The 12,687-nt window shown below is 39.7% G+C and carries 13 protein-coding genes and 1 pseudogene; 8 read left to right on the top strand and 6 right to left on the bottom strand.

Translation table 11 applies throughout. From position 1 onward, the window contains the following. Window position 1 precedes the first annotated feature (1 nt). The 8 genes from mrdA to H5119_RS03915 all read left to right on the top strand — a co-directional run bounded on the left by mrdA (window position 2) and on the right by H5119_RS03915 (window position 7,665). Complete coding sequence (mrdA, locus tag H5119_RS03950; RefSeq protein ID WP_182701292.1) at window positions 2-1,870, top strand: penicillin-binding protein 2; 1,869 nt, start codon at window positions 2-4, stop codon at window positions 1,868-1,870. Next, the gene (gene rodA / locus H5119_RS03945; RefSeq protein WP_077538438.1) at window positions 1,867-2,973 is read left to right on the top strand and encodes a rod shape-determining protein RodA; all 1,107 of its coding nucleotides are present in this window, start codon (window positions 1,867-1,869) and stop codon (window positions 2,971-2,973) included. The genes mrdA and rodA overlap by 4 nt, the downstream gene beginning before the upstream one ends. Beyond that, complete coding sequence (locus tag H5119_RS03940; RefSeq protein ID WP_182701291.1) at window positions 2,973-3,737, top strand: septal ring lytic transglycosylase RlpA family protein; 765 nt, start codon at window positions 2,973-2,975, stop codon at window positions 3,735-3,737. The genes rodA and H5119_RS03940 overlap by 1 nt, the downstream gene beginning before the upstream one ends. 53 nt (window positions 3,738-3,790) lie before the next feature. Continuing rightward, window positions 3,791-4,951: a serine hydrolase gene (locus tag H5119_RS03935; RefSeq protein ID WP_077539074.1), complete on the top strand. Its 1,161-nt coding sequence runs from the start codon at window positions 3,791-3,793 to the stop codon at window positions 4,949-4,951. Between the two features lie 389 nt (window positions 4,952-5,340). After that, window positions 5,341-5,619 carry a DUF493 family protein YbeD gene (gene ybeD, locus H5119_RS03930; protein ID WP_002958517.1) on the top strand — a complete coding sequence of 93 codons (279 nt, stop codon included), beginning with the start codon at window positions 5,341-5,343 and terminating at the stop codon, window positions 5,617-5,619. Between the two features lie 19 nt (window positions 5,620-5,638). Further along, a complete protein-coding gene (lipB, locus tag H5119_RS03925; RefSeq protein ID WP_077538442.1) occupies window positions 5,639-6,292 on the top strand; it encodes a lipoyl(octanoyl) transferase LipB in 654 nt (217 codons plus the stop codon). Then, entirely contained in the window at window positions 6,289-7,254 is a 966-nt protein-coding gene (gene lipA, locus H5119_RS03920; RefSeq protein ID WP_077538444.1) for a lipoyl synthase, read from the top strand. Before lipB ends, lipA begins: the two co-directional genes overlap by 4 nt. Before the next feature lie 171 nt (window positions 7,255-7,425). After that, entirely contained in the window at window positions 7,426-7,665 is a 240-nt protein-coding gene (locus H5119_RS03915; RefSeq protein WP_077538446.1) for an RNA recognition motif containing protein, read from the top strand. A gap of 496 nt (window positions 7,666-8,161) precedes the next feature. Here the strand turns inward: H5119_RS03915 and H5119_RS03910 are convergent, their stop codons facing one another. The 6 genes and pseudogenes from H5119_RS03910 to H5119_RS03885 form a co-directional block, all read right to left on the bottom strand. Beyond that, on the bottom strand, window positions 8,162-8,377 hold the full coding sequence (locus H5119_RS03910; RefSeq protein WP_077538448.1) for a TIGR02450 family Trp-rich protein: 216 nt from the start codon (window positions 8,375-8,377) through the stop codon (window positions 8,162-8,164). A 75-nt stretch (window positions 8,378-8,452) separates the two neighbouring features. Then, window positions 8,453-8,882, bottom strand: a pseudogene (locus H5119_RS03905) (cupredoxin domain-containing protein). Between the two features lie 21 nt (window positions 8,883-8,903). Continuing rightward, the gene (locus tag H5119_RS03900) at window positions 8,904-11,150 is read right to left on the bottom strand and encodes a heavy metal translocating P-type ATPase (RefSeq protein WP_182701290.1); all 2,247 of its coding nucleotides are present in this window, start codon (window positions 11,148-11,150) and stop codon (window positions 8,904-8,906) included. Next, a complete protein-coding gene (locus H5119_RS03895; RefSeq protein ID WP_182701289.1) occupies window positions 11,140-11,583 on the bottom strand; it encodes a MerR family transcriptional regulator in 444 nt (147 codons plus the stop codon). Before H5119_RS03895 ends, H5119_RS03900 begins: the two co-directional genes overlap by 11 nt. A 141-nt stretch (window positions 11,584-11,724) precedes the next feature. Further along, window positions 11,725-12,222, bottom strand: a complete 498-nt coding sequence (locus H5119_RS03890) for a DUF2059 domain-containing protein (protein WP_182701288.1) — start codon at window positions 12,220-12,222, stop codon at window positions 11,725-11,727. A gap of 128 nt (window positions 12,223-12,350) precedes the next feature. Then, window positions 12,351-12,683: a Na+/H+ antiporter subunit G gene (locus tag H5119_RS03885; RefSeq protein WP_077538456.1), complete on the bottom strand. Its 333-nt coding sequence runs from the start codon at window positions 12,681-12,683 to the stop codon at window positions 12,351-12,353. Between the last annotated feature and the right edge of the window lie 4 nt (window positions 12,684-12,687).

The raw sequence follows: 12,687 nt of genomic DNA, 5'->3' as shown, positions 1-12,687 counted from the left end.
CATGCTAAAACAAAGACCCACTATTCGTGACCACTCCGCAGAAGCAAACTTATTTGCTAGGCGTGCATTCGTGGGTTTTGTTTTTGTATTAGGGTTAATGGCTGTACTGCTTTCTAATTTATATACAATTCAAGTAAAAGATCACGATGGCTATCAAACCCGCTCTAACGATAATCGTATTAAAGTTATACCTATCCCCCCCAACCGTGGTTTAATTTACGATCGTAATGGTGTTCTCCTTGCTGAAAACAAGCCTGTTTATAACCTTGAAGTGATACCTGAAGAGGTGGATGACTTAGCCAAAGCACTTGTGCAAATAAGTAAATTAATCGCGCTTACTGAGCAAGAAAAAGAAGACTTTTTAGACGATATAAAACATACGCGCCGTTTTAAATCACAGGTTCTTAAAGCCCATTTAGATGAAACTGAAGTCGCTAAATTTTCGGTTAATCAACATAAATTCCCAGGGTTTAGTATTGAAGCACGACTGGCCCGTTATTATTCATTTGGCGATACCCTCACCCATGCTTTAGGCTATGTAGCTAAACTCAATAAAAAAGAGCTCAATCAATTAGAGCAAGAAGGCCGCGATACAAATTACCGTGCCACTCACGATATTGGTAAACTCGGAATAGAGAAATACTACGAAGAAACACTCCATGGTAACGTTGGCTCGCAACGCGTAGAAGTTAACAATCGTGGACGAATTATCCGCACGCTAAGTATAACCCCCCCACAACCAGGTAGCGACTTAGTGCTTACCCTTGATGTTGGCTTACAACAAATAGCGCAACACGCGCTCAAAGATATGCGTGGTGCTGTGGTGGTGATGGACGCTAAAGATGGCGGCGTGCTCGCACTTTATTCAAACCCAAGTTACGACCCTAATTTATTTGTGCATGGCATTAGCAGCAAAAATTACAAAGCGTTACTTAATCAAGACCGTCCATTAATAAACCGTACTACACAAGGTCGTTATGCTCCCGCCTCTACGGTAAAACCTTTAATGGCAGTATTAGCGCTTGAAGAAAATATAGTGAATGAAACAACATCGATGTGGGATCCTGGTTTTTTTCAAATTCCTAATGTGGATCATAAATGGCGTGACTGGAAACGCTGGGGTCATGGGCACGTTGATGTATATAAAGCAATTGAAGAGTCTTGCGATACTTACTTTTACGATGCAGCCTATCGGTTAGGGATCACTAAAATAAGTGACTTTATGACCCGTTTTGGCTACGGTGATTTATCAGGTATTGATATTCATGAAGAAACGACCGCTATATTACCTTCAAAAGAATGGAAAGAAGGCCGCTTTAAAGAATCGTGGTGGCGCGGCGATACTATTTCGGTTGGTATTGGTCAAGGTTATTGGACGGCGACCCCAATTCAAATTGCGAACGCGACTAATATATTAGTTAATCGCGGCATTAATCACCCGCCTCATTTAGTACAAGTGGTCAGAAAAGACGGTGATGTAACGCAAATTAATAATGAAGAAAAACCGCCTATTATTTTGAAAAATCCACACCATTGGCAGGTGTCTTTAGATGCAATGCACAATACAGTTAAAAAAGTATCCGGCACAGCACATAAAGCTTTTAAAGGGACTCGCTACGACTCTGCAGGAAAAACAGGGACTGCGCAAATAGTTAGCATTGCACAGGGTGAGCGTTACGACGCAAAATCACTAAAAGAACGACAACGAGATAACACCATTTACATTGGTTTTGCACCGTTTGACGATCCTAAAATAGTCGTTTCTGTGGTATTGGAGAATAACCATGGCGGGATCCAAATCGCTCGACAACTTATGGATTATTACTTTGCAGCTAACCCCATTAATATTGCTAGGAATACCACACCATGACTAGGTTGCATGATGAACGCTCTATTTGGATGCGTATGCACCTTGATTTGCCGCTATTTATTGCACTGATTGTGATGATGATAGGAAGCATAATGGTTGTTTACAGCGCTAGTGGTCAAGAGTCGTCAATGATGATTAGGCACATGACGCGTATGGGCGGTGCTGTTGTTGCGATGATTGTTTTAGCCCAGTTATCGCCAGCTGCGCTAAAACGCTTAGTGATCCCACTTTATTTTGTTGGTTTATTAATGTTGGTCGCAGTACTTTTATTTGGTGTAAGCTCAAAAGGTGCGCAACGTTGGCTCGATTTAGGGGTTACTCGATTTCAGCCTGCGGAGCTAATGAAACTAGCAGTGCCTATGATGGTTGCGTGGTATATAGGCCGTAATCACCTTCCCCCTCGTCCAATGCATTTAATTATTGGTTTTATGATTGTTATGCTTCCTACGCTGCTAATTAAAGAGCAACCTGATTTAGGCACTGCCATCCTCATTGCAAGTTCTGGTATATTTGTATTGTTTTTATCGGGTTTGAGTTGGCGATTAATTGGCTTTTTAAGTTCAATGGTAACACTTGCCGCGTGGCCTTTTTGGCATTATGGGATGCATGATTATCAAAAGCAGCGCGTGCTGACATTTTTAGATCCTGAAAGCGATCCCCTAGGGTCGGGTTATCATATTATTCAGTCAAAAATAGCGATAGGCTCTGGTGGCGTTGAAGGTAAAGGCTGGTTACAAGGTACACAATCTCAACTAGAGTTTTTGCCTGAGCGCCATACCGACTTTATATTTTCGGTGCTAAGTGAAGAGTTTGGGCTGTTCGGAGTATGTATTTTACTTAGCCTCTATTTATTTATTATTGGCCGTGGTTTATATATTGCCGTTAACGCACAAGATGCATTTGGAAAATTACTAGCCGGCGCGCTTACTCTCACTTTTTTTGTTTATGTGTTTGTAAATATTGGCATGGTATCAGGCCTTTTACCGGTTGTTGGCGTTCCTTTACCATTAATTAGCTACGGTGGCACATCAATGGTCACGCTAATGGCTGGTTTTGGCATAATAATGTCCATTGCCACAGACAAAAGGATGCTTTTAAAATAATGCGACTTTATATACAGCTGTTACTAAGTACACTGTTAATTATATTTTTAAGCGCCTGTAGTAATTCAGGTAGCCGCTACCATATGCGCCATGATACAGCCCCACTTAGAGCGCCAACGGTGCTTGAAATGCAAGATGCTGTAATTACCGACGTTACTAAAAGTGCAAGCACGAGTCGCCCATATACAGTACTTGGTAAGCGCTATACGCCAATGCTTGATGAATCAGGCTACTCTGAAGAAGGCATTGCTTCGTGGTACGGCCGTAAATTTCATGGATATCATACTTCAAACGGTGAAGTTTATGATATGTTTGCTATGACGGCTGCACATAAAACACTGCCGTTACCTAGTTTTTTGCGTGTGACTAACATGAGTAACGGCAAATCCGTCATTGTGCGTGTTAATGACCGTGGCCCCTTTCATGATGACAGGATAATCGACCTCTCGTACGCTGCCGCTTATAAGCTTGGTTACTATACTCATGGTACAGCAAAGGTTAAGCTCGAAGCAGTTACGCTAGGCAGCTCAGCTAAAACGAATGAAACTTATATTCAGGTTGCTGCGGGAAGTACACTGGAAAATATTGAAGCACTGGCAAGTACCTTGCGCCTTCAATACAAGTTGCCAACTAATATTGTAAAAAAAGACGCTATTTATAGACTGCATTTAGGTCCAATTAAAGACGCTCAACATGCACACCAAGTCTTAGAAAAATTAAAACAAGATCAATTTCAAAACGCGTTCTTGCTTTACACTCAGTAAGGCCTTTAGAATGGCGTAACGCGAATTTTTAACTTTAACCATTAATGAGTATGATGAAATCTATTAAATATAAAATCCTCAAAGGTGTATGCGGCTTAGTTTGTTCTGCCGCCGTATTTTCAGCCAGCGCCCAAATTATTCCGGCACCACCTCAAGTTAATGCAAAAGGCTATTTTTTAGTGGACTTTACAACGGGTAAAGTAATAGCTGAAGGTGAAGCTGATACACAACTCGCTCCTGCTAGTTTAACTAAAATGATGACCAGTTATGTAATTGGTACTGAAATTAAAGCCGGTAATATCGCCCCTACAGACATGGTTACTGTGAGCGAAAAAGCGTGGGCTAAAAACTTTCCTGAATCGTCTAAAATGTTTATTGAAGTAGGCAAACAGATTAGTGTAGATGAGCTTAACCACGGAATAATTATTCAATCAGGTAACGATGCGTGTGTTGCAATGGCTGAGCATATTGCAGGTAGCGAAAGCGCATTTTCTGACTTAATGAATGCACATGCGGCTAAATTAGGCATGAGCAACAGCCATTTCATCAACAGCCACGGCCTAGATACTAATGAGCACTATACAACACCACGTGATATGGCAACGTTAAGCGCGGCACTTATTCGTGATGTGCCAGACGAATACGCTCTTTATAAACAAAAGTCATATACCTACAATGGCATTAAGCAATATAACCGTAACTCGCTGTTATGGGATGAAAGTTTAGATGTAGACGGCATTAAAACAGGCCACACATCTGAAGCGGGCTATAGTTTAGTAACATCGGCTACTAAAAACGGTATGCGTTTGATTGCCGTTGTTATGGGTACTTCAAGCGAACGTGCGCGCAAAATAGAAAATAAAAAATTACTTAATTACGGTTTTCGCTTTTTTGAAACAATTACACCGTACAAGGCAGGCGACAGCTTTGCAGAGCAACGTATTTGGATGGGTAATAAAGAAAACGTATCGTTAGGTATTTTAGAAGATACACCAATCACTATTCCACGTGGTCAGCATAAAAACCTTAAAGCCAATTTTGAGCTAGACAATACACTTGAAGCGCCTTTAGCGAAAGGTACTAAAGTAGGGACTTTATTCTTGCAATTAGAAGGGGAAGATATCGCTCAATACCCACTAGTAACGCTTGAAGAAGTGGAAGAAGGCAGCTTCTTTAGTAAAATTTATGACTACCTACGTTTACAAATAATGTAAGTGTAAAAATAAACTCACAGCGATTGTGAAGTTAAACGAAACGCCTCCATTATGAGGCGTTTTTTTTTGCTTGAAAAATGCTAGAATGCGCCCCATATAAAGCAATCATGTTGAGTTTTTATTTTGGGTATCTCAAAATAATATCAATCTGTCTAAATATGAGGTTTATTTAACGATAAAAAATCGCACTATAACAAGGCAAAAGTTTTTATATCTAATTGTTCTAAATGAAAACTTTAACGTCGTTATGGGATGATTTAGTTTGTTAAATTGTTCAAATACTTATGTCGATTGATTATTACATTAACTCGGATTGTCATCACCCTGTCAGTTTAGCGCCTAGCATTATGCTCAGAGCCAATACTTTATTTGTTTGAGGAGTCACCGTCGTGGTTCAACCTGTTAAAGATACAAAATTTGATGAGTACTTAGAGTACCCTTGCCCATTTACATTCAGAATTATGGGTTTAGCTAACGTAAACCTAACTGATCAAATTTTAGCTAAGTTACAACCTATTGCACCTGGCGACTACGCACCTAAAGTAAAACCAAGCAGCAAAGGCAATTACGAATCAGTAAGCCTTGTAGCAACGGTTACAAGTGGCAAACACATTGAAGAAATTTATAACGTGATCAGCAATATTGATGACGTACGCCACATGCTTTAAGCCATAGTTGAGATTTATTGTGAACGAAAACACCTTAATCGTACGCCAACTGGGTCGTCAGCGTTATATGCCTATTTGGCAAAAAATGCAGGACTTTACCGACACCCGAGATGAAAATACACCAGATGAAATTTGGCTTGTAGAGCACGAGAGTGTATTCACTCAAGGTCAAGCCGGTAAAGACGAGCACTTACTTGCCCCAGGCGACATTGAGGTTATTAAAGTGGATCGTGGCGGACAAGTAACGTACCACGGCCCCGGCCAGCAAATGATGTATGTGTTATTTAATCTTCGTCGTTTAAAAATTGGCGTACGTGAACTGGTTACGTGGCTTGAAGAGTGCATTATTGAATCACTCGCCGAGTACGATATTAAAGCGTACGCTAAAGCTGACGCACCGGGTGTTTACGTTAACGACAGTAAAATCGCATCACTTGGACTTAGAGTTCGTCGTGGCTGCTCGTTTCATGGTTTAGCATTAAATGTTAACATGGACCTAAGTCCATTTTTACGTATTAATCCATGTGGTTATGCGGGCATGAATATGGTGCAAACTAAAGAATTAGATGGTCCTCAAAACCTAGAAAGTGCGGGTGAAGGATTGGTAAAACACATGATCAATAAGCTTAATGCAACACAGGTTAAGCATACTGAAGGGTTTGAAAACGAATGAATAAACCAGTCAAAATGGAACCAGGTGTAAAACTACGCGACGCAGCAAAAATGGCGTTGATCCCAGTTAAAGTTTTACCTACAGAAAAAACCGAAATGTTGCGTAAGCCAGAATGGTTAAAAATTCGCTTACCTAAATCAACCGAGCGTATTGACGGTATAAAACAAGCACTACGTAAGCATGGCTTGCACTCAGTATGTGAAGAGGCTTCGTGCCCTAACCTCTCTGAATGTTTTAACCACGGTACAGCCACCTTTATGATCTTAGGCGCAATATGTACTCGTCGTTGCCCATTTTGTGATGTTGCCCACGGTCGTCCATTAAAACCTGATGCCGCTGAGCCTGAAAAACTAGCACTTACAATTAAAGATATGAAGCTAAACTACGTCGTGATCACCTCAGTTGACCGTGATGATTTACGCGATGGTGGTGCACAACATTTTGCCGATTGTATTCGCGAAATCCGCAAGCACAACCCAACAATTACTATTGAAATTTTAGTGCCTGACTTTCGTGGCCGTATGGACCGCGCACTAGAGATTTTAATCGAAACACCACCAGATGTGTTTAACCACAATCTTGAGACTGCGCCACGTTTATACAAACTGGCTCGCCCAGGTGCCGATTATAAATGGTCGTTGGAATTACTTCGTCGCTTTAAAGAAGCTCACCCAGAAGTTAAAACTAAATCAGGCTTAATGGTTGGTTTAGGTGAAGAAATTAGCGAGATTGAAGAAGTACTTCGCGATTTACGTGCGCACAACGTTGACATGCTAACTGTAGGTCAATATCTGCAACCTTCTAAGCATCACTTACCAGTTAAACGCTACGTGCCACCAGTAGAGTTTGATGGCTTAAAAGCATATGCAGACGAAATTGGCTTTACTCACGCGGCTTCGGGTCCGTTTGTACGCTCAAGCTACCATGCAGATCAACAAGCTGCGGGTAAAGAAGTAAAATAAATAAACCTAAGTATTAAATTACTTTTAGAGTCATTAAATGCCGTTAGTTAATAAATTAAACTAACGGCATTTTTGTATGTGGTAAGTTTTTTTAACTGTTTATCAAATAAAATTAGGTTAAACCCACCTAAGTTGAGATAATTAATACTGATATAATTATTTAGGTTCATTATGAAACTATTAGTTCGTAACTTGTCTCGCGCTACAACAGAGCATGAGCTTCGTATTTTGTTTGCAGAGCACGGTAAAGTGACTACTTGTAACTTAGTACTTGATAAAGAAACAGGCCAATCTAAAGGCTTTGCCTTTGTAGAAATGCCAAACGATATTGAAGTTAAGGCTGCGATTAATGCACTTAACCAAACCAGTGTTGATAAAAGCAAAATCCGCGTAAAATTAGCAGATGCTTAATACCAATCTGCTTATATATGAGGTCTATTTAACGTTAAGAAAATTACGCTAGAACTAGGCAAAAATTTTTGTATCTAGTGTTCTAAATAAAAAATTTTTAACGACGTTATAGTGCAATTTGATTCGTTAAATTGATCAAATATTTATGCAGTTTGGTATAAATAATTACTTATTCGTTACTTAACCTTAAAAACCAGCATATGCTGGTTTTTTGCTAACCGCGATAATAATTCTTACGTTTTTATACTTAACCTGAACTCTGGTTAAGAGATTTATTAACGTATTGAATCATAGTGATATTTAAATTTATTTTTCTCTAGCCGGAGATTTTCAGTAAAAACAAGGCGAATTTAAGCGTCAATAGCTGGCCTATTGCAAGTAAATTCAATGCAGTTAGCGCTGAAAATAGCTGCTTGAGATAGATTTATTATCCAGAGTTCAGGTTACTTAAATTTAGTTCTGTATTTATCGGCGAGATTTACTAAAACGATTTAAATTACTTCCAGCCTTGGCACCACTTTTGAGTATCTTTTAGATCTCGCCAGCTAATTGGATATTGGTTTTTAGAAAATACTGACTCAGTAATACACTCTATTACGTTGGCATCTTCATCGTACTCTACAGCGACTATAATAAAGTGCTTTTCTTTATTGATGGCAGGAGTTGCCGTCCATTTACTATTTAGTAATTTTTTAGGGTTTAAATTATTCACAATATACAAAAGCTCCAATTTTCTTAATAAGTACTAATACGACCCAGCCACTTGTTTAGCTCAACAACTATTTTTCTACTGTACTATTAACTTGCCTTTGTACATTTGCATTTGGCAATGAAAGTCATACTCACCGGCTTCAAGCGCAGGTAGTTTAACCGTATTGCCATTACCCATTGCCAGTGTTTTACTTATATCAAACTGTGGAAATACTACTGTCTCGGCGCATGGCGCGCTGTCTTTTCTATCAAAGGTAAGTACAACCTCTTTGTTAGCTGCCAATTGAATATGGCCTGGCTTATAAACACCGTTATCAACGACTATCGTTACTTTGTTGCCATCACTTTGTGTTTGCTCTAGGGCGTGTTGACCTTTGTGGATTGAAATTTGTTCAATCTAGGGGCGATTTAATCGCGGCGCGAGGTTTGTAACCTAGTGGACTAAGTAAAAACCAATAAATAATTGCGGCTATTAACAGTGCACCAGCTATATTAATCATCAACATAATTGTACTCCTTAGCTTAAATTACGATTTATTTGGTTTGAAAAAACGTAAGCGATTAGCGTTACTTACCACGGTAAGCGATGAAAGTGCCATAGCTGCGCCGGCAACAACAGGGTTAAGTAGTATGCCAAAAAATGGATACAACACGCCAGCTGCAATCGGAATACCTGCTACGTTATAAATAAAGGCACCAAATAGGTTTTGTTTAATATTTAAAATAGTTGCATTACTCACTGCAATTGCATCAGCAAGGCCATGCAGCGATCCGCGCATTAAAGTAATGTCTGCACTTTCTATTGCAACATCGGTCCCTGTACCAATTGCAAACCCTACATCTGCTTGCGCAAGTGCGGGGGCGTCGTTAATACCGTCACCGGTCATACCGACTATTTCACCATGTGCTTGGCGTTTTGTAACTTCGTTTACTTTGTCATCGGGCATTACTTCTGCAATAAAGTCATCAATACCGACTTGCTTAGCAACTGCTTGTGCAGTGGCTTTGTTGTCACCTGTTAGCATAACAAGGTGGATACCTTTATTTTGTAGGCGTTTAATAGCTTCAACTGAATCCTCTTTAATAGGATCAGCTACTACAATAATAGCTTGAAGCTTATTATTACTTGCAAAATACATGGGCGTTTTAGCATCACTGGCAAAGGTTTGAGCTTGCTCGGTTGCATCATCAACGGCTACATTGTATTTATCCATTAGCGCTTTATTACCAAACAACAATGCTTGCCCGTCAACACTACCGGTTACACCTTTACCTGTAATTGCATCAAAGTCGGCTACTTTACTTAAAGTTAAGCCCTGCTTTTTAGCGTGTGCCGTAATTGCTTGGGCCAGTGGATGCTCTGAGCTACTTTCAAGGCTTGCGGCCAGTTGCATTACTGTATTTTCATCACGGTTGTTAAATGTAACTACATCGGTAACTTGTGGAGTGCCTTGAGTAATAGTACCTGTTTTATCTAAAATCATGGTGGTGATTTTAGATGTTGTTTGCAGCGACTCGCCATTTCGAATTAATATTCCTGACTCAGCGGCTTTACCAATACCTACCATAACCGACATAGGAGTTGCGAGTCCTAGCGCACAAGGACAAGCAATAATAAGTACCGTAGTTACCGCAACAACGGCATAAGCAATTGATGGCTCAGGCCCAAAGTTTAACCATGCAAGCCCCGCAAGTACCGCAATAATCATGACTGTTGGTACAAATATTCCTGATATGACATCAGCCAAACGCCCTATTGATGGCTTAGAGTTTTGTGCACGCTTTACCATATTGATAATATTGGCAAGTGTGGTTTCGCTACCAATGTGCGTGGCTTTAAATAATAAAGTACCACTTTTATTAATACTTCCGGCAACGACTTTGTCGCCCGATTTTTTGCGGGCACCCATTGGCTCACCAGTAAGCATTGACTCATCAACCGTACTGCTGCCTTCTATAACATCGCCATCCACAGGGATTTTTTCACCCGGGCGTACGCGTACTTCATCATTTTTTACAACATCACTAATGTCGATGTCTTGCTCTTGCCCATCGCGAATTACGCGTGCAGTTTTTGGTTGTAGGCCAATTAAGCGTTTAATTGCTTGTGAGGTGCGCCCACGTGCTTTTACTTCAAAAGCGAGCCCTAAACTAATTAAACCGATGATCATCGATGATGCTTCAAAATATACGTGTCTTGCAACTTGTGGTAATAAGTTTGGTGCTATTACTACAAACATTGAATACAACCACGCAGTACCTGTACCAAGCGCTATTAATGTATCCATATTGGCAGCATGGTTTTTAAATGCCTGCCATGCGCCGTTGTAAAATTGCTTACCTGATATAGCCATAACCACAAGTGTAATTATACCAACGAAAAACCATGCTATTCGTTGTGTGTCGGTGGTCACACTCATGTCAAAAATAAGCCCGTATATCATTAACGGCGCACCTACTCCTAACGCTAATATCATATTACGCATTAGCTTCTTGTAATGTGCCTCGTCCGATTTTGCTTTTTCATCAAGTGCATCTTGATCAGACTCATTACTCATTGGCTTAGCTGAATAACCAATGTTTTCGACTGCTTTAATTAGCGTGCTTTCGCAGGCTTCACCTTCTACACGTACAGTACGCTGTGCAAAGTTCATTTCTACATTTTGTGCACCTTGAACGCTATTGAGGGCTTTTTCAATTTTAGCCACACAACTGCCGCAATTAGCGCCTTCAATAATAAAGTTTTGCGCGGTGTCTTTTGTATTAGTCGTCATTACGTTGCTCCTTATTTACGGAATCGTTTATTGGATCAACAAACGATTCTATTAAACTACACACGTCACTGGCATTTGCACCATCGACTGATGTCTCCCATTGCGTTATAGCTGCATGCATTCTGTTTCGTAGTTTTAGTGTTTCTTGAAACAGTACTTCGGTTTCTTCTAAGCGCTTAGCTATGAGTTTACGTGTTAATGGGCATGGACAATTCCCCTGCTCTGACTCATCTACAATTTGCTGAATATCTCTGAGTGAAAAACCAAGTTGGCGGGCGCTAATAATAAACTTTAAACGTTGCTGGTCTTGCTTTGTATATTCTTGATAACCATTTTCTGCACTGCGAACAGGATTCAATAACCCTTCACGTGTGTAATGACGTACAGTGTCTGCAGTCACGTTCATTAATTTGGCGAGTTGTTTAACATACATAATCTAGCTCCGTCGTTGTCCAATAGCGTCATAATAAACCTAGGTGTAACACACAGGTCAATAGCTATTTTTAAACTAGATAAATAATGGCATAAACATAATCTGGGAGCTGAAATAAAAAGCGCCTAGGGCGCTTAAAAGTTAGTTTGATTGGTTACGACTTTGTTGAAGTTCTTCGCCTAGTTGCTGTGCTAAAGCTTGAATTTTAGGCATAGCACCTTGCACTAAATTTTGTGACATTTGCATAGACTCTTGCATTACCACTGGCATTTTAGCAAGAATAGCTTGCCCAGTTTTAGTTTTGTAAAATGCGAGCATGTCGCTAATTTCTTCTTCATTAAAATGCTTATCGTAAACATTAACCATTGTTGGCTGCATTTTAGCCCAGCTCATTTCTGTTTTTAATACATCGGTCATATCGCCATAGTATTTATCAAAAATAGCTTGCTCAGACGGTTTAACACCCATCTGATCAGACATACCTTTCATCATGCCTTCTACTTGAGCATACATAGAGTCAACCATAGAATCCATGTTCATTACATTAATCAGTTCATCTATTTTTTGCTGTTTTGGTGTTTGTGCTGCATATAAGCTGCTTGAAAAAATAAATAATGAAAGAAGTAGTACCTTACCCATAATAATATCCTTTTGTGCTTTTAAGGCCTTAATACTCACATGATTTAATACTGTTGTAAATGGGAGAAAATAGCAAAAACCCGAATAAATTAACGTTATTCGGGTTTAAAAACAAGCAGTGATAGGAGTTAGCTATCTTCAATATTATCGAGGCCTTTGGTGCCCTCTTTAGCCTTAAGTTTATGATGTATTGCAGACTTAATTAACATATAGCCGCTAATTGGCGCTGTGATTAATAAAAAAATCGTAATGAGTATTTCTTTAACACTAAGGCCAGTTTTTGTATTAGCAAAAAATACCATAGCGGCAATTAAGATACTCGCCATCCCTAACGTTGTTGCTTTTGTTGGGCCATGTAAACGCATAAAAAAGTCTGGCAATTTAATTAACCCGATAGAGCCAATTAAAATAAAAGCTCCGCCAAACAATAATAAAATTGATACAACCCATTCACTAATCATCTTT

The organism is Pseudoalteromonas sp. SG45-5 (assembly GCF_014164085.1).
Classification (GTDB): domain Bacteria; phylum Pseudomonadota; class Gammaproteobacteria; order Enterobacterales; family Alteromonadaceae; genus Pseudoalteromonas; species Pseudoalteromonas aliena.
This window is presented reverse-complemented; position numbering and strand designations above follow the sequence as displayed.

Excerpts from the sequence above, each read along its gene's own strand:
- mrdA (WP_182701292.1), top strand. The coding sequence starts at position 2 with ATGCTAAAACAAAGACCCACTATTCGTGACCACTCCGCAGAAGCAAAC.
- rodA (WP_077538438.1), top strand. The coding sequence starts at position 1,867 with ATGACTAGGTTGCATGATGAACGCTCTATTTGGATGCGTATGCACCTT.
- H5119_RS03940 (WP_182701291.1), top strand. The coding sequence starts at position 2,973 with ATGCGACTTTATATACAGCTGTTACTAAGTACACTGTTAATTATATTT.
- H5119_RS03935 (WP_077539074.1), top strand. The coding sequence starts at position 3,791 with ATGAAATCTATTAAATATAAAATCCTCAAAGGTGTATGCGGCTTAGTT.
- lipA (WP_077538444.1), top strand. The coding sequence starts at position 6,289 with ATGAATAAACCAGTCAAAATGGAACCAGGTGTAAAACTACGCGACGCA.
- H5119_RS03915 (WP_077538446.1), top strand. The coding sequence starts at position 7,426 with ATGAAACTATTAGTTCGTAACTTGTCTCGCGCTACAACAGAGCATGAG.
- H5119_RS03900 (WP_182701290.1), bottom strand. The coding sequence starts at position 11,150 with ATGACGACTAATACAAAAGACACCGCGCAAAACTTTATTATTGAAGGC.
- H5119_RS03895 (WP_182701289.1), bottom strand. The coding sequence starts at position 11,583 with ATGTATGTTAAACAACTCGCCAAATTAATGAACGTGACTGCAGACACT.
- H5119_RS03890 (WP_182701288.1), bottom strand. The coding sequence starts at position 12,222 with ATGGGTAAGGTACTACTTCTTTCATTATTTATTTTTTCAAGCAGCTTA.
- H5119_RS03885 (WP_077538456.1), bottom strand. The coding sequence starts at position 12,683 with ATGATTAGTGAATGGGTTGTATCAATTTTATTATTGTTTGGCGGAGCT.